We start from the raw sequence: 15,114 nt of genomic DNA, 5'->3' as shown, positions 1-15,114 counted from the left end.
GGCGCCCGATACGTACCCATGGACGGAATTCGTACCGCCAGTTGTTTCCCCGCGCTTGCCCGGTTCTGGGACGACTGGTGAAGATCATGAGGTGACCTTGATAAGACCCACGTCGGAGAGGGCCGACGCGAACGAGCCCGTGCGGCGTCCCGGTACCGGCCGGGCCGTCGCCGTCCTGGCCCTGGTGCTGCTCGGGGCGCTGATCCCGCTGCTCGGGCCGAATGTGGCGCTGCACGGCACCGGCGAGGCCGACGCCCCCGGCGACGGCGGCATCGCGCTGCTGCGGACGGTGCTGTTCCTGGCGCTGTCCGTCCCGGTGGGCGAGCTGCTGATCAACCGGCTGGCCCGGGCGGTGCCCGGCACTCCCCCGGCCCCGCCGCGCAGTTGGGCGGTGTACGCGGCGGCCGCCGGTTTCGTCGCCGCGCTGGGGCTCGCCTCGGTCGTCTCCTCCGGCAACCTGGTCCCGAGCAGCCCCTCCGACCTGGACCTGGGCGGCCTGTACGCGACCCGCGACGGCAAGCTGGCGCTGCTGGAGGTGAACGCCTTCGCCGTGGCCTGGATGTGCGCGCTGTCCCGGCGTCCGGGCATCCAGGTCTGGCCGCTGGCCGCGATCGTCGTGGCGGAGGCGCTGCGCGCCCACCCGACGACCGAGCACTCCCCGATGATCGGCACCGGGCTGACGCTGGTGCACCTGACGGCCGCGGCGCTGTGGACGGGCGGTCTGCTGCACGCCCTGCGCACGCTGCGCGGCGACCGCACGGCGGCGGGCGCGGCGCTGCTCGGGCTCTACGCGCGCGTGGCGGCCGTCGCGCTCGCCGCCGTCACGGCGACCGGGGTGTGCTCCTCGCTGCGGCGCATGCCGTCGGAGACGATCCTCGACCAGCTGACGGAGACGGCGTACGGGCGGGTGCTGCTCGCCAAGGTGCTGCTGGTGGCGGCCGTCGCCGCGCTGGCCCTGTGGGCGCGGATCCGGCTGAGCCGGGCGGCCGACCCGCTCAGCGCCTGTGTCCCCGCGCGCGCGGAGGTCGTCGGGCTGGGCGTGGTGATGGCGGTGTCGGGACTGCTGACGGCGCTTCCGATCCCGATCAGATGGTGAGGGCCGCGAGGTGGTGAGGTGCGCTCAGGGGGTGGTTGAGCGCACCTCACCGTACGTCGCCGCCGGGCCCGGGCGCGCTTCGAGGGCGCGCAGGGTGCCGGTGGTCAGCAGGTACTGGGCCGCGATGTAGGTGAGCATGATCCACAGGTCGGGGCGGAGCGGCTGCGGCCATTCGGCGACGCCGGTGGCGATGAGGGTGTCGGAGAGCATGAACAGCGCCCCGCCGAGCCCGGCGAGCAGTCCGAACCGACTGCCGGCCCGGTAGGCCATGGCGGTGAGCAGCAGGCTGTACCCGGCGACCGGGATGCGCAGTTCGGCGGGCAGGTCGGGCCAGAGGGCGACGACCGTGGCGGTCAGGGCCAGGCCGTACCCGGCGAGCAGGAGCGGGCGCTGGGTACCGCCGCGGAACAGCAGCAGGTAGCAGACGTGCCCGGCGGCGAAGGAGCCCATCCCGGCGAGGAAGGCGGCATCGGCGTCCGACAGCAGGAACACATCGCCGCCCCAGCCGAACAGCAGGGCGGCCACCAGCAGCCGGGGCGCCCCGGACAGGGCGGCGTACCCGGCGAGCAGCGGCATCAGCAGGGGCTTGGCGAGGGTGTGCCCGGGGTCGAACCCGGCCGCGAGGGAGCCGAGGTCGACGGCGGCGGCGAGGGCGAAGGCGGACAGCAGCAGGTGCTTGCGGGTCACGTCGACACGCTCTCCGGCGCCGGGGTCTGCCGCGCGGCGGGCTGCCAGCCGGGGCCGCGGAAGAGGTGCCCGGCCCGGTCGCGCCAACTGCGCGCCGCCTTCAGGTCCTTGGCGATGGAGACGTACTCGTGGGTGGCGACCTTGACCGGGTTGTAGGTGTCGATGTTCTTGGTCAGCCCGAACACGGGGCGCTCGGTCTCGGCGACGAAGGAGCCGAAGAGGCGGTCCCAGACGATGAGGATGCCGCCGAAGTTGCGGTCCAGGTAGCCGCCCTGGGAGGCGTGGTGGACGCGGTGGTGGGAGGGCGTGTTGAAGACGAACTCGAACCAGCGGGGCATCTTGTCGATGCGCTCGGTGTGGATCCAGAACTGGTAGACGAGGTTCGCCGAGGAGCAGAAGGCGAGCGCGGCCGGGTGCACACCGCAGGCGATGAGGGGGACGTAGAACGGCCAGACGGTCAGCGAGGTCCAGGGCTGGCGCAGCGCGGTGGTGAGGTTGAACCTGCGGCTGGAGTGGTGCACGACGTGGCAGGCCCACAGGATGCGGATGACGTGGTGGCCGCGGTGGGACCAGTAGTAGAAGAAGTCCTGGGCGAGCAGCATCAGCAGCACCGTCCACCACAGGACGGGGACGCGCAGCGGGGTCAGCTCGTAGATCGCGGTGTAGATCGCGACGATCGGGATCTTCCACAGGAAGTCGAAGAACAGGCTGCCGAGCCCCATGCTCAGGCTGGTCGCGGCGTCCTTCGTCTCGTAGCCGGCGGCGTCCTCGTCCGGATGGATGCGGACGCTGATCATCTCGATCACGGTGAGCAGGACGAAGGCGGGTATCGACCACAGCACGACATCGGGCAGGTTCGGCATGGGGGCACCGTAGAACCGCCGGTCGGCCACGGCTAGGGGTTGTTACTCACAAGTATTACCGGGGGTACGCGCTTACTTGTTGGCGATCTCTTCCAACTGGCCCCCCGGTGGTGGAGGAATGTCCGACTGGGGCCTTTCGTGCGGATCGGCCGGCCGGCACGCCTAGACCCCGGCCGCGCCCAGCAGACTGCCCACCGCGTAGGTGACGCCCATGGCGAGGGCACCGCCCGTGACGTTGCGCGCCACCGCCCGGCCGGGGGGTGCCGCGCCCAGGCGGGCACTGGTCCAGCCGGTGAGGACCAGGGCGGCCAGGACCGAGGCGACGGTGACCGGGACGCGGGCGCCGGACGGGGGCAGGACGATGGCGAGCAGCGGGAGCAGGGCGCCCACGGTGAAGGCCAGGAAGCTCGCCCAGGCCGCGTGCCAGGGGTTGGCCAGCTCGTCGGGGTTGATACCGAGCTCCACGCGCGCGTGCGCCCGCAGCGCGTCCCGCTCGGTGAGCTGTTCGGCCGCCTCCTCGGCGACGTCCTCCGACAGTCCGCGCCGGCGCAGCAGGTCCGCGAGCTCCGCCAGCTCCTCCTCGGGGCGTTCGCGCAACTGCCGTCTCTCCGCGGCGAGTGCGGCCCGTTCGGAGTCGCGCTGGGTGGAGACCGAGACGTACTCCCCCGCCGCCATCGACAGCGACCCGGCCAGCAGCCCCGCCAGACCCGCCGTCAGCAGGGCCGAGCGGTCCTCGGTGGCGCCCGCGACGCCCATCACGAGCCCGGCGGTGGACACGATGCCGTCGTTGGCGCCGAGCACCGCGGCCCGCAGCCAGTTCAGCCGTACTCCGAGCGAGCCCTCGTCGGCCTCGTCGCGCGCTGCTTCCGTCACACCCCGGAGGATGACATTCCGGACAGCCCCGCGCGAGAGGGGACTTGACCCGCATCCCGGACCGACACTCGAACGGGCGGGCGTGGCAGGCCACCTGACGGGGTGCCGATCCGGGGGCTCGGGCCGTCGCTGTCAGTCCCGGCCCGTATTCTCAATGACCATGCTCGAAGACCGTACGACCGCAGCGTCCTCGCGCCCGGAGTGGCCGACCGCGTATCCGAAGGGATACGCGGTCGTTGACGTGGAGACCACCGGACTGGCCCGGGACGACCGGATAATCTCAGCGGCCGTCTACCGGCTGGACGCGCGCGGCGAGGTCGAGGACCACTGGTACACGCTGGTCAATCCGGAGCGCGATCCGGGCCCGGTGTGGATCCACGGTCTGACGAGCGAGATGCTGAAGGGCGCGCCCCTCTTCCCGGACATCGCCGAGGAGTTCTCGGCGCGGCTGGCCGACCGGGTGCTGGTCGCGCACAACGCCGTCTTCGACTGGCAGATGATCGCCCGCGAGTACGCGCGCGCCCAGCGCGAGGCGCCGGTGCGCCAGCGGCTGTGCACCATCGCGCTCTCCAAGGAGCTGGGCCTGCCGCTGCCCAACCACAAGCTGGAGTCACTGGCCGCGCACTTCGGGGTGGTCCAGCAGCGGGCGCACCACGCGCTGGACGACGCGCGCGTGCTGGCGGAGGCGTTCCGGCCGAGCCTGCGCGCCGCGGCCGAGGGCGGCGTACGCCTGCCGCTGCACGAGTGCCGTCCGCTGACGGAGTGGACGGACCGGGCGGTGCCCCGCCAGTCGTCGGGGTACGGCGGCTACCGGCCGACCAGTTGGCGCCCCTCCCGCAAGCGGCCCGCGTGCCCGTATCCCAACCCGGGCCGGTACGAAGCAGGCAAAAGGCTCAAGCAGGGCATGCGGATCGCCTTCTCCGGTGACACCTCCGTGGAGCGGGACCTGCTGGAGGACCGGGCGATCGAGGCCGGGCTGCATGTGGCGACCAGCATCTCCCGGCTGACCAGCCTGCTGGTCACCAACGACCCGGACTCGGGCACCTCCAAGGTGGTCAAGGCCAAGCAGTACGGCACCCCGGTCGTCGACGAGGCCGCGTTCGGGCAGCTCCTCGCCGATGTGGAACCCGCGTCCGAAGGGTGACCGTACGGGTGATTGCCGGGCGACTCGCCCGTCACCCGCTCGCCCGTACCGCACCGACGGCTCACCCTGTGGCGCATGGCGAGATGCGAAGTCTGCGGAAATGACTACGGGATGTCCTTCGAGGTGCACGCCCAGGGCGCCGTACATGTCTTTGACTGCTTCTCCTGCGCGATCCACCGCATGGCCCCCATCTGCGAGCACTGCCGCGTCCAGATCATCGGGCAGGGCGTGGAGGTCGAGGGCCACTGGTACTGCGGCGGCCACTGCGCCCGCGCGGAGGGAAAGGTGGGAATCGTCGACAAGGTGTGACCCGGTACCCGCGTGAAGGCACCCCACGACCGAGTTGTACGGTCGTGGGGTGTACCGCTTCCTGTTGTCCCGGCAGTGGGTGATCCTGACGCTGGTCGCCCTGCTGCTCATCCCCACGATGATCAGGCTGGGCATCTGGCAGATGCACCGCTACGACGAGCGCTCGGCCCGCAATCAGCTGGTCGCCGACGCGCTGTCCGCGAAGCCGGTTCCCGTGCAGGAGCTCACCGCCCCCGGGCACACCGTGACCACCAAGGAGCGGTACCGCACGGTCACCGCCGAGGGCCGCTTCGACACCGACGACGAAGTCGTCGTCCGCCGCCGCACCAACTCCGACGACAAGGTCGGCTACCACGTCCTGACCCCGTTCGTGCTGAAGGACGGCAGGGTGCTGCTGGTCAACCGGGGCTGGATCCCGGCCGACGGTGTCAGCCAGACGGAGTTCCCGAAGGTCCCGGCCCCGCCGCGCGGCGAGGTCACGGTCAAGGGCCGGCTGATGCCGGACGAGACGACCGAGGCCAGCGGCATCAAGAACCTCGAAGGCCTGCCCGACCGGCAGATCATGCTGATCAACAGCGAGCTGGAGGCCGAGCGCCTGGGCGCCGAGGTACTCGGCGGCTACATCGCGCAGACCGCGCCCGCGCCGAAGGGCGACACCCCGGAGCAGCTCGGCGAGCCCGGCGACGAGAACGCCGCACTGAACTACGCGTACGCCGTCCAGTGGTGGCTGTTCGCCCTCGGTGTCCCGGTCGGCTGGGTGATCCTGGTCCGCCGCGAGGTGCGCGACCGGCGCGAGCAGGCGGCCGAGGAGTCCGCGGCGGAGGCGGCACCCGCGGCGGTGTGAGCGACGGCACCCGCGACTCCGGTCGGTATGTGAGCCGTACGGCCGGATTGCCGCGGCGGCCGGATTGTCGTGGCCCCCTCCAGGGAACCCGCACCCCGTGCACCCCCGAATCGAGGACTACGCGCTCATCGGCGACGAGCAGACCGCCGCACTGATCGGCACGGACGGCTCCATCGACTGGCTGTGCCTGCCCCGCTTCGACTCCGCCGCCTGTTTCGCCCGGCTGCTCGGGGACGAGAACAACGGCCACTGGAGAATCGCCCCCGTCGGCGCCGAGCGGTGCGCCCGGCGCGCCTACCGGCCGGACACCCTCGTCCTGGACACCGAGTGGGAGACCGACGAAGGGGCGGTCCGGGTCACCGATCTGATGCCGCAGCGGGACCGCGCCCCGGACGTCGTCCGGATCGTCGAGGGCCTGCGCGGCGAGGTGACCGTGCGCAGCACGCTCCGGCTGCGCTTCGACTACGGCTCCATCACCCCGTGGATGCGCCGCGCCGACGGCCACCGGGTCGCGGTGGCGGGCCCGGACTCGGTGTGGCTGCGCAGCGAGCCGGAGGTGCGCACCTGGGGCGAGGACCACCGCACCGTCTCGGAGTTCACCGTCGCCGAGGGCGAGTCGGTGGCGTTCGTCCTGACCTGGCACCCCTCCCACGAACCCCGCCCGCCGCTGGTCCACCCCGAGCTCTCGCTGCGCTCCAGCGTCGCCGACTGGCAGGCGTGGTCGGCCCGCTGCCGCTACACCGGCCCCTACCGGGACGCCGTGGTCCGCTCCCTGATCACGCTCAAGGCGCTCACCTACGCACCCACCGGCGGCATCGTCGCCGCCGCCACGACCTCGCTGCCCGAGGAGCTGGGCGGGGTGCGCAACTGGGACTACCGCTACTGCTGGCTGCGCGACTCCACGCTCACCCTGAACGCGCTGCTGGCCGTCGGGTACCACGAGGAGGCCGAGGCGTGGCGGAACTGGCTGCTGCGCGCGGTCGCGGGCGACCCGGCGGACCTGCAGATCATGTACGGGGTGGCGGGCGAGCGGCGGCTGCCCGAGATGACCCTGCCCTGGCTGTCCGGCTTCGCCGGCAGCAGTCCGGTCCGGATCGGGAACGAGGCGGTCAACCAGCTCCAGCTCGATGTGTACGGCGAGGTCATGGACTCGCTGTCGCTGGCCCGCGGTTCGGATCTGCCGTCCGATCCGAACATGTGGGCGCTGCAGGTCGCGCTGATGGACTTCTTGTGCACGGCGTGGCGGCAGCCGGACGAGGGGCTGTGGGAGGTGCGCGGCGGGCGCAGGCAGTTCGTGCACTCCAAGGTGATGGTGTGGGTGGCCGCGGACCGCGCGGTGCGGGCGGTGGAGAAGTACCCGGAGCTGGAGGGCGACGTGGACGCCTGGCGCGCGATGCGCGACGAGGTGCACCGGGAGGTGTGCGAGCGGGGCTACGACCCCGGGCGGAACACCTTCACGCAGTACTACGGCTCGCGCGAGCTGGACGCCTCGCTGCTGCTGATCCCGCGCGTGGGCTTCCTGTCGCCGGACGACCCGCGGGTGATCGGCACCGTGGACGCCGTCCGCGAGGAGCTGGGCCACGACGGCTTCCTGCGCCGCTACAGCGCCGAGAAGACGGCCGTGGACGGGCTGCCGGGCGGGGAGGGCACCTTCCTGGTGTGCTCGTTCTGGCTCGCGGACGCGCTGTACATGACGGGCCGGGAGAAGGAGGCGCGGGAGCTGTTCGAACGGCTGGTGGGGCTCGCCAACGACGTCGGGCTGCTGGCGGAGGAGTACGACCCGGTGGCAGGGCAGCAGCTCGGCAACTTCCCGCAGGCGTTCAGTCACATCGGTCTGGTGAACACCGCTCTCGCCCTGTTCGGGGCGGACGATGCAGGATAGGGGCCATGGATCTTGGACTGAAGGACCGGGTGTTCGTCGTCACGGGCGCCACGCGCGGGCTGGGCAACGCCACCGCGCGTGAGCTGGTCGCCGAGGGCGCCAAAGTGATCATTTCGGGGCGGGAGGAGAAGACCGTCACCGAGGCCGCGGCGGCGCTGGGCCCGAACGCGGTCGGGGTGGCCGCGGGCAACGCCGACCCGGAGACACCCGCGCGGCTGATCGCCGCCGCGCGCGAGCACTTCGGCGGCTTCGACGGCGTGCTGGTCAGCGTCGGCGGCCCGGCGCCCGGCTTCGTCGCCGACAACACCGACGAACAGTGGCAGGCGGCGTTCGAGTCGGTGTTCCTCGGCGCGGTACGCCTCGCCCGCGCGGCGGCGGCGGAACTGGAAACGGGCGGCGTCATCGGCTTCGTGCTCTCCGGCTCGGTCCACGAACCGATCCCGGGCCTGACCATCTCCAACGGCCTGCGCCCCGGCCTCGCCGGGTTCGCCAAGTCCCTGGCGGACGAGCTGGGCCCGCGCGGCATCCGTGTGGTCGGCCTCCTCCCGGGCCGCATCGACACCGACCGGGTACGCGAACTGGACGCCCTCTCGGCGGACCCGGAGTCCACGAGGGCGGCGGCGGAATCCCGCATCCCGCTGCGCCGCTACGGCACCCCGGAGGAGTTCGGCCGCGCCGGAGCCTTCCTGCTCTCCCCGGCGGCGTCCTACCTCACGGGCGTAATGCTCCCGGTGGACGGCGGGGCACGACGCGGCTTCTGAGACCCGGCGCCCCCGACCGGCACCGCCCGGTGGCTCGGCGGCACGTTCTGCGTGCGCCGAGCCCCTGCCGGCCCGCGCGGAGTCCGCGGTACGGCATGACTCCGGCCCGCCCAGCCCAGTGCCCGGTCCGCCGGGAGGCGGCACGGACTGCGCGCGGGCAGGACCCCGATCGTGCCGGCACCCGGTCGGCGTGGGGGTGCGGGTTCCGAGGTGTCAGTTCACGCGTTCCGCGCGGTGCTTGGCCGCCCGCAGTCTTAGCTCCGTCGGCAGCGACTCCAGGCCGGCGGAGTCGCGGGCGTGGGTCAGGGCGCCGGCCGTGAGGTCGGTGAGGGCCGTGCCGGGGTCCACGTGGGGTTCCAGGAGGAGGCGTACGCGGGCCTCGGGGGCGTTTCTGCGGCCCGTCAGGTGGGTGTGGGCCCGGTGGACGCCCTCCATCAGGCCCGCCTCCTCGGTCAGTACGTGTTCCAGGGCGCGGCCACGCAGCAGGGCGCCCTCGCCGTCGCCGGTGTCGACCAGGACCTCGGTGAGGCGGCGGCGCCGCAGGTTGGCGGTCAGCCACCACAGGACGAGCAGCAGCAGGACCGCGAGCACCGCGATGACGACCGGCCACCACCAGCCCTCGTCCCGCCAGCGGGTGCGCTCGGAGTCGCTGAGCAGGACGTCGTGCTCGCTGCCGTGGATCCACCAGGACGGCGGGTCCAGGCCCAGGCCGACGGCCAGCACGGAGCCGCCGAGCAGGATCAGGAGGACTCCCAGGACCGCGAGTACGACGCGGTTGACGGTCTTGAGCACGGCGCTCACCCCTTCCGTCCGGGCCGTCGTACGTGCACCGACAGCGCGGGCGGCCGGGACAGGCCGAGGCCCCGGAGCGCCTCGGCGAGGATCTGGTCCAGGTCGCCGCGTACGTCGTCCAGGTCGCGGAAGTGGGAGAGCGCGCGTACGTCGGCGTGCTTGCGACGCACCCGGACCCGTACCGACTGCACGCCCGCGACCTCCATCGCCCGGTCGCGCAGGACCAGTGCGGCGGCGTCGCGGTCGAGTCCGGCGCGGATGTCGGGGTGGGTGCGGCGCATCGGCAGCAGGGCGCGCAGGCCGGGGGTCGTGGCCAGCAGGAGCAGCCACAGGCCGAGCGCCGCGGCCACGCCCGCGCCGACCAGGACCCAGGTGTCGTCCAGCGGCCGTTCGGCGAGCTGATCGGCCAGTTCGCGGCGCCAGGCCATGGCGTTCCGGTCGGCGCGCACGGCGGCGATGTCGTACAGGAACACGCCGGTCAGGAGCAGCAGGAGCACCGCGACCACGGCGGCCGGGACCCGGCGGGCGGACCAGAAGCGGCCGTTCGCGCCGTCGTCGTCGAGGACCGGCGGCGGGGCGTCGTAGCCGGCGGCGGAGGCGTTCTGGTCGAGGGTGCCGGCGTCGAGGGCGCCGGTGTCCTTCTCGACGACCGGAAGAGGTCGGGTGGTGCCCTCGGAGCCCTGGGAATCGCTCATCGCGTCCTCACCTCCGCGCCGTGTGCCGCGTGCAGCCGCTCCACCTGGACGGCGACCTCCGGCACCTCCATGCCCACCAACGCGCCTACCCGCTCGGCGACATGGCGACGCACGGCGGCGCAGCGGGCGCCGATGTCGGTGGGGTAGTCGAGTTCGAGGTGGATCCGGACATGGGCGATGTCGTGGTGCACGGTGACCCCGGCGTACGGCGGGGACGCGTCCTTGGGCAGCGCGCCGAGCGCCTCGCGGGCGGCCTGGGAGGCGACCTTGGCCACGACCCGGTCGGCGATCCGGGTGGCGCCGCGCTCACCGGGCGGCACGGCGGCCCGCGGGACGCGGACCTCACCGGGGCCGGCCGTCACCGCCGGTCGCGTCGGTCGTCGCGGCTGCGGAAGAAGTCACCGAGTTCCAGGTCCCCTTCGAGGAACCGCCCGGCGACGAAACCGATGGCGCCCAGGGCGGCCACCAGCAGGAAGGCACCGAACCCGCCGAAGTACCCGGCGAAACCCAGCGCCATGCCGGCGATCATGCCGACCACGGCCATGCTCATGGTGCGCTCCCCTCAGCGGTGCTGCGTCCGGTCCGGGTCACTGGATCCTGGGCTCCAGCTCCTCTTCCTCTTCGTCGGGCAGCTTCACATCGCTCACCGCGATGTTGACCTCGACGACTTCCAGGCCGGTCATGCGCTCCACCGCGGCGACCACGTTCTCCCGCACCGCGCGGGCGACATCGGCGATGGACACGCCGTAGTCGACGACGATCTCCAGGTCGAGCGCGGTCTGCACCTCGCCGACCTCGGCCTTCACTCCGCGGGTGACGGACTTGGAGCCGCCTCCGGGCACACGGTCGCGCACCGCGCCGAAAGTACGGCTGAGCCCGCTGCCCATCGCGTGCACGCCGACGACGTCACGCGCGGCGAGCCCCGCGATCTTCTCGACGACGCCGTCGGCGATGGTGGTGCGTCCCCGGGTGGACGGGTCTCCGCCGCCGCGCCTGACGGTCTTGCGGGTCTGTACGGGCGACTCCTGCTCGGCCTGTGGCTTTGGTGTCGTCTCGCTCATGGCAGTACGTCCCTTCCGGTTCGTCCTCCTTCGACCACCGTAAGTGCGGTTGCGCCGTCGCGCCCCGGGGATGGGGCAGGCTGGAGTAATGACGGCGGACGGATGGACGCGAGCGGTGCGGCGGCAACTGGGACTGGGCAGGCTGCTGCCGCTCGGCGGAGCGCGGGACGGCGCGTGGATCGTGGAACAGGCGGCCGTGGCGGTGCTGGAGCGCGCGGCGCGCGACATGCCGGGGGTACGCCTCGGCGCGCTGCGGATCGCGCCGGTGGATCCGGAGCATGCGGCGGAGCCGGCCGTACCGCCCCCGCCGAGCGCGCTGTGGCCGGGCGCCCTGCGGGTGTCGGCGGAGTTCGCGACGACGGCGGCCGAGCCGCTGCCCACGGTGGCGGACGCCCTGCGCGCCACGCTCGCCGAGGCGGCGGACCGGCGCCTGGGCCTGAGGGTCACCGAGGTGGACCTACGGGTGACGGCGCTGCTGGAGGAGGCCCCGGCGCACGACGAGCAACCCCGGCAGGACCCACCGCCCACCAGGGACCCGGCCCCCGGCGACGAGACCCGGGCCGCCGAGGCCGCGCTCGCGGTACCGGGCGTCACGGCCCTGACCGCGACCCTGGCCGCCCTCGGCCGCCCGGTGCACATCGAGGAACGCCCCGCCGACACGGCCCTCCCGGCCCGCCACGTCCGTGTGGAGATCGCGGTGTTCCGGGCCTACCGGGCCGTGGACGTGGCCCGCGAGGTGCGTGCCGCGGTCTCGGCGGCGCTCACTGATCATCCGACGGTGGCCGTGCTGGTCACGGACATCACCGGGTGACCTGGCGACTTGGTGGCGTGGTGACCTGGTGACCGCCTACTCGCCGATCCCGGCCAGGTCCCGCAGTCGGCGCGCCTGAGCGGCCCGCTCCGCCTTGCGCTGGTCCTCGTACGTGCGCTCCGTGGCGCCGCGCAGCAGGGCCTTGGTCTCGATGACCGCGTCGCGGGGGGCCGCGAGCAGGGCGGCGGTGAGGTCGCGTACGGCGCCGTCGAGCTGGTCCAGGGGCACGGCGACGTTGGCCAGGCCCGTGCTGACGGACTCCTCGGCCGTGACGAAGCGGCCCGTGGCGCAGATCTCCAGCGCGCGGGCGTAGCCGACGAGGCCCACCAGGGGGTGGGTGCCCGTCAGGTCGGGGACCAGGCCGAGGCTGGTCTCGCGCATGGCGAACTGCACGTCGTCGGCGACGACGCGCAGATCGCAGGCGAGAGCGAGCTGGAAGCCCGCCCCGATGGCATGTCCCTGGACAGCGGCGATGGAGACGATGTCGCTCCGGCGCCACCAGGTGAAAGCCTCCTGGTACTCGGCGATGGTCGCGTCGAGCTCGGCATCGCTGCCGCGTGCGAGATCGATGAACGACGGCTCGCCGTCGAAGCCCTCCGGCGTGAACGCCTGCCGGTCGAGGCCGGCCGAGAACGACTTGCCCTCGGCCCGCAGCACGACGACCCGGACGGATCCGGGCAGCAGCCGACCGGCCTCGGTGAGCGCCCGCCACAGAGCGGGGCTCTGCGCGTTGCGCTTCGCGGGGTTGGCCAGCGTCACCGTGGCGACTGCGTCGTCGACGGTGAGTCGTACGCCGTCCTTGTCGAGAACCGGGTCGAGCGAAGCCATGGGGCGCCTCCGATGGGGTGCGGTCAGCTAAGTGACTGCACAGTAACCACCCGGCCGGTCAGCCGAACGACCGGGTGGCCACCATCGAAGCCGCAGGGGCCGCCCGAGGTCAGCCGGCGGCTTTCTTGCCGCGCGTCGCCCCGCCACGCCCACGCAGCGTGACGCCCGACTCACTGAGCATCCGGTGTACGAAGCCATACGAGCGACCGGTCTCTTCGGCCAGCGCTCGGATGCTCGCACCGGAGTCGTACTTCTTCTTCAGGTCTGCCGCGAGCTTGTCGCGCGCGGCGCCGGTCACCCGGCTGCCCTTCTTCAGAGTCTCGGCCACCCGTGCCTCCTCATGGGAAGTGCGCTCTGGTCTCCTCATGATCACCCCTCCCGGGCCTGATGGCCACCCATTCGGCAAGGTCCGTGAGACACGGATTTGACGACAGGAGTGGGTCCACACAAGTGGAATCGACAATTCCGAGAAGCTGTCTCCGTACCGCCGAATGGGTTGTTCCGGAAAGTGCCAGGTCACGGACGCACCGCGGCCGGGCCCTTGGGAACAAAGGGCCCGGCCGCGCAAGGAATGGAGGACACACCTCGGTACGAGGAGATCTCACACAGATGATGGATCACGGATCGGCCGAATGATCCATACGCTGTGGATCACGCTTTCGATCAAGCGAGGGCGACGAGATCCGCGTAGTCGGCGCCCCACAGGTCTTCCACGCCGTCCGGCAGCAGGATGATCCGCTCCGGCTGGAGCGCCTCGACGGCGCCCTCGTCGTGGGTGACCAGCACGACCGCGCCCTTGTAGGTGCGCAGCGCGCCGAGGATCTCCTCGCGGCTGGCCGGGTCGAGGTTGTTGGTGGGCTCGTCGAGCAGCAGCACGTTGGCCGAGCTGACCACCAGGGTGGCCAGCGCCAGCCGGGTCTTCTCCCCGCCGGAGAGCACCCCGGCCGGCTTGTCGACGTCGTCGCCGGAGAACAGGAACGAGCCGAGCACCTTGCGGACCTCGACGAGGTCCATGTCGGGCGCGGCCGAGCGCATGTTCTCCAGCACCGTGCGGTCCGCGTCCAGGGTCTCGTGCTCCTGGGCGTAGTAGCCGATCTTGAGGCCGTGACCGGGGATGACGGCGCCGGTGTCCGGCTGCTCCACGCCCGCGAGGAGCCGCAGCAGGGTCGTCTTGCCCGCGCCGTTCAGCCCGAGGATGACCACCCTGGAGCCCTTGTCGATGGCCAGGTCGACATCGGTGAAGATCTCCAGCGAGCCGTACGACTTCGACAGGCCCTCGGCCGTCAGCGGGGTCTTGCCGCAGGGCGCGGGCTCGGGGAAGCGCAGCTTGGCGACCTTGTCGGACTGGCGGACCTCTTCGAGGCCGGACAGCAGCCGCTCCGCGCGGCGGGCCATGTTCTGCGCGGCGACCGTCTTGGTGGCCTTGGCGCGCATCTTGTCGGCCTGGGCGTTGAGCGCGGCGGCCTTCTTCTCGGCGTTCTGCCGCTCGCGCTTGCGGCGCTTCTCGTCGGCCTCGCGCTGCTGCTGGTACAGCTTCCAGCCCATGTTGTAGATGTCGATCGTGGCGCGGTTGGCGTCCAGGTAGAACACCTTGTTGACCACCGTGTCGACCAGGTCGACGTCGTGGGAGATCACGATGAAGCCGCCGCGGTAGGTCTTGAGGTAGTCGCGCAGCCAGATGATCGAGTCGGCGTCGAGGTGGTTGGTCGGCTCGTCGAGCAGCAGGGTGTCGGCGTCCGAGAACAGGATCCGGGCCAGCTCGATACGGCGGCGCTGACCACCGGAGAGGGTGTGCAGCGGCTGGCCGAGCACCCGGTCGGGCAGGTTCAGCGCGGCGGCGATGGTGGCGGCCTCGGCCTCGGCGGAGTACCCGCCCTTGGTGAGGAACTCCGTCTCCTGGCGCTCGTACTGCTTGAGCGCCTTCTCGCGGGTGGCGCCCTTGCCGTTGGCGATGCGCTCCTCGTTCTCGCGCATCTTGCGGATCAGGACGTCCAGGCCGCGCGCGGACAGGATGCGGTCGCGAGCGAGTACGTCGAGGTCGCCGGTACGCGGGTCCTGCGGGAGGTAGCCCACCTCCCCGGAACGGGTGATGGTGCCGGCGGCCGGGATGCTCTGTCCGGCCAGGCACTTGGTGAGGGTGGTCTTGCCGGCGCCGTTGCGGCCGACCAGACCGATGCGGTCGCCCTTGGCGACACGGAAGGTTGCGGATTCGATGAGAACGCGGGCGCCGGCGCGCAGCTCGATGCCGGTGGCGGAGATCACGGTCAGACTCCAGGGCGGTTTGGATTGGCGGGGTGGGTGGCTGAGGACGTTTCCCGCCGTCTAATGCGCGAGGAGAATGGCCATGCGGCCAGTCTAACGGGGACGTGCAAGCGGTTTTCCGGCCTCGGGCCCGCACGTGACGTACGGCACGCCCGGCTTCCGGCCCGGTCCCCCGTTCGGCGGCCTGTCCGCGACCGGGGCGGGGC

At 72.2% G+C, this 15,114-nt stretch carries 18 protein-coding genes; 7 read left to right on the top strand and 11 right to left on the bottom strand.

Translation table 11 applies throughout. The features are described 5' to 3' along the window. Window positions 1–91 precede the first annotated feature (91 nt). Window positions 92–1,096 (top strand): CopD family protein, encoded by a 1,005-nt coding sequence (locus ACZ7L7_RS13050; protein WP_285515508.1) that lies wholly within the window; start codon window positions 92–94, stop codon window positions 1,094–1,096. A 24-nt stretch (window positions 1,097–1,120) separates the two neighbouring features. On the opposite strand, the gene ACZ7L7_RS13045 is transcribed toward ACZ7L7_RS13050, so the two are convergent. The 3 genes from ACZ7L7_RS13045 to ACZ7L7_RS13035 form a co-directional block, all read right to left on the bottom strand. Continuing rightward, window positions 1,121–1,783, bottom strand: a complete 663-nt coding sequence (locus tag ACZ7L7_RS13045; RefSeq protein ID WP_453601197.1) for a lysoplasmalogenase — start codon at window positions 1,781–1,783, stop codon at window positions 1,121–1,123. Then, the gene (locus ACZ7L7_RS13040) at window positions 1,780–2,646 is read right to left on the bottom strand and encodes a sterol desaturase family protein (RefSeq protein WP_471428399.1); all 867 of its coding nucleotides are present in this window, start codon (window positions 2,644–2,646) and stop codon (window positions 1,780–1,782) included. The genes ACZ7L7_RS13045 and ACZ7L7_RS13040 overlap by 4 nt, the downstream gene beginning before the upstream one ends. Window positions 2,647–2,808: 162 nt before the next feature. Continuing rightward, window positions 2,809–3,519, bottom strand: a complete 711-nt coding sequence (locus ACZ7L7_RS13035; RefSeq protein WP_471428398.1) for a VIT1/CCC1 transporter family protein — start codon at window positions 3,517–3,519, stop codon at window positions 2,809–2,811. 160 nt (window positions 3,520–3,679) lie between these two features. Between ACZ7L7_RS13035 and ACZ7L7_RS13030 the strand changes: the two genes are divergently transcribed. The 5 genes from ACZ7L7_RS13030 (at window position 3,680) to ACZ7L7_RS13010 (ending at window position 8,459) form a co-directional block, all read left to right on the top strand. After that, window positions 3,680–4,663 (top strand): DEDDh family exonuclease, encoded by a 984-nt coding sequence (locus ACZ7L7_RS13030; RefSeq protein WP_285515543.1) that lies wholly within the window; start codon window positions 3,680–3,682, stop codon window positions 4,661–4,663. A 75-nt stretch (window positions 4,664–4,738) separates the two neighbouring features. Then, a complete protein-coding gene (locus ACZ7L7_RS13025) occupies window positions 4,739–4,972 on the top strand; it encodes a hypothetical protein (RefSeq protein ID WP_093724102.1) in 234 nt (77 codons plus the stop codon). Between the two features lie 49 nt (window positions 4,973–5,021). Continuing rightward, window positions 5,022–5,816 carry an SURF1 family cytochrome oxidase biogenesis protein gene (locus tag ACZ7L7_RS13020; RefSeq protein ID WP_285515504.1) on the top strand — a complete coding sequence of 265 codons (795 nt, stop codon included), beginning with the start codon at window positions 5,022–5,024 and terminating at the stop codon, window positions 5,814–5,816. 97 nt (window positions 5,817–5,913) lie between these two features. Further along, window positions 5,914–7,698, top strand: a complete 1,785-nt coding sequence (locus ACZ7L7_RS13015) for a glycoside hydrolase family 15 protein (protein ID WP_285515503.1) — start codon at window positions 5,914–5,916, stop codon at window positions 7,696–7,698. A 5-nt stretch (window positions 7,699–7,703) separates the two neighbouring features. Beyond that, complete coding sequence (locus ACZ7L7_RS13010; protein ID WP_472075798.1) at window positions 7,704–8,459, top strand: SDR family oxidoreductase; 756 nt, start codon at window positions 7,704–7,706, stop codon at window positions 8,457–8,459. Window positions 8,460–8,672: 213 nt separating this feature from the next. Here ACZ7L7_RS13010 and amaP read toward each other — a convergent pair whose 3' ends face one another. From amaP to ACZ7L7_RS12985, 5 genes are read right to left on the bottom strand one after another with little or no spacing between them, the layout of a single operon-like run. Beyond that, the gene (gene amaP / locus ACZ7L7_RS13005) at window positions 8,673–9,260 is read right to left on the bottom strand and encodes an alkaline shock response membrane anchor protein AmaP (RefSeq protein WP_285515501.1); all 588 of its coding nucleotides are present in this window, start codon (window positions 9,258–9,260) and stop codon (window positions 8,673–8,675) included. Beyond that, entirely contained in the window at window positions 9,257–9,946 is a 690-nt protein-coding gene (locus tag ACZ7L7_RS13000) for a DUF6286 domain-containing protein (protein ID WP_285515500.1), read from the bottom strand. The genes amaP and ACZ7L7_RS13000 overlap by 4 nt, the downstream gene beginning before the upstream one ends. Beyond that, window positions 9,943–10,308, bottom strand: coding sequence for an Asp23/Gls24 family envelope stress response protein (locus tag ACZ7L7_RS12995; protein WP_285515499.1), 366 nt, complete (start codon window positions 10,306–10,308; stop codon window positions 9,943–9,945). The genes ACZ7L7_RS13000 and ACZ7L7_RS12995 overlap by 4 nt, the downstream gene beginning before the upstream one ends. Further along, window positions 10,305–10,496 carry a hypothetical protein gene (locus ACZ7L7_RS12990; protein ID WP_093722424.1) on the bottom strand — a complete coding sequence of 64 codons (192 nt, stop codon included), beginning with the start codon at window positions 10,494–10,496 and terminating at the stop codon, window positions 10,305–10,307. Before ACZ7L7_RS12990 ends, ACZ7L7_RS12995 begins: the two co-directional genes overlap by 4 nt. 37 nt (window positions 10,497–10,533) lie before the next feature. Further along, entirely contained in the window at window positions 10,534–11,007 is a 474-nt protein-coding gene (locus ACZ7L7_RS12985) for an Asp23/Gls24 family envelope stress response protein (protein WP_285515498.1), read from the bottom strand. Between the two features lie 88 nt (window positions 11,008–11,095). Between ACZ7L7_RS12985 and ACZ7L7_RS12980 the strand changes: the two genes are divergently transcribed. Next, complete coding sequence (locus ACZ7L7_RS12980) at window positions 11,096–11,818, top strand: nucleopolyhedrovirus P10 family protein (protein WP_285515497.1); 723 nt, start codon at window positions 11,096–11,098, stop codon at window positions 11,816–11,818. Between the two features lie 36 nt (window positions 11,819–11,854). On the opposite strand, the gene ACZ7L7_RS12975 is transcribed toward ACZ7L7_RS12980, so the two are convergent. From ACZ7L7_RS12975 to abc-f, 3 genes are all read right to left on the bottom strand, one after another. Beyond that, on the bottom strand, window positions 11,855–12,646 hold the full coding sequence (locus ACZ7L7_RS12975) for an enoyl-CoA hydratase/isomerase family protein (protein ID WP_285515496.1): 792 nt from the start codon (window positions 12,644–12,646) through the stop codon (window positions 11,855–11,857). Between the two features lie 109 nt (window positions 12,647–12,755). After that, window positions 12,756–12,974, bottom strand: a complete 219-nt coding sequence (locus ACZ7L7_RS12970) for a helix-turn-helix domain-containing protein (protein ID WP_019758351.1) — start codon at window positions 12,972–12,974, stop codon at window positions 12,756–12,758. Between the two features lie 335 nt (window positions 12,975–13,309). Further along, window positions 13,310–14,908: a ribosomal protection-like ABC-F family protein gene (gene abc-f / locus ACZ7L7_RS12965; RefSeq protein ID WP_285515495.1), complete on the bottom strand. Its 1,599-nt coding sequence runs from the start codon at window positions 14,906–14,908 to the stop codon at window positions 13,310–13,312. Window positions 14,909–15,114 lie beyond the last annotated feature (206 nt).

The organism is Streptomyces sp. NPDC110618 (assembly GCF_055657065.1).
The sequence above is the reverse complement of the archived record's forward strand: the minus strand, read 5'-3'. Positions and strand labels throughout refer to the sequence as shown.

Bases quoted from the DNA above. Each gene is read 5' to 3' on its own strand.
- ACZ7L7_RS13040 (WP_471428399.1), bottom strand. From the start codon at position 2,646: ATGCCGAACCTGCCCGATGTCGTGCTGTGGTCGATACCCGCCTTCGTC.
- ACZ7L7_RS13030 (WP_285515543.1), top strand. From the start codon at position 3,680: ATGCTCGAAGACCGTACGACCGCAGCGTCCTCGCGCCCGGAGTGGCCG.
- ACZ7L7_RS13025 (WP_093724102.1), top strand. From the start codon at position 4,739: ATGGCGAGATGCGAAGTCTGCGGAAATGACTACGGGATGTCCTTCGAG.
- ACZ7L7_RS13010 (WP_472075798.1), top strand. From the start codon at position 7,704: ATGGATCTTGGACTGAAGGACCGGGTGTTCGTCGTCACGGGCGCCACG.
- ACZ7L7_RS13000 (WP_285515500.1), bottom strand. From the start codon at position 9,946: ATGAGCGATTCCCAGGGCTCCGAGGGCACCACCCGACCTCTTCCGGTC.
- ACZ7L7_RS12990 (WP_093722424.1), bottom strand. From the start codon at position 10,496: ATGAGCATGGCCGTGGTCGGCATGATCGCCGGCATGGCGCTGGGTTTC.
- ACZ7L7_RS12985 (WP_285515498.1), bottom strand. From the start codon at position 11,007: ATGAGCGAGACGACACCAAAGCCACAGGCCGAGCAGGAGTCGCCCGTA.
- ACZ7L7_RS12980 (WP_285515497.1), top strand. From the start codon at position 11,096: ATGACGGCGGACGGATGGACGCGAGCGGTGCGGCGGCAACTGGGACTG.
- ACZ7L7_RS12975 (WP_285515496.1), bottom strand. From the start codon at position 12,646: ATGGCTTCGCTCGACCCGGTTCTCGACAAGGACGGCGTACGACTCACC.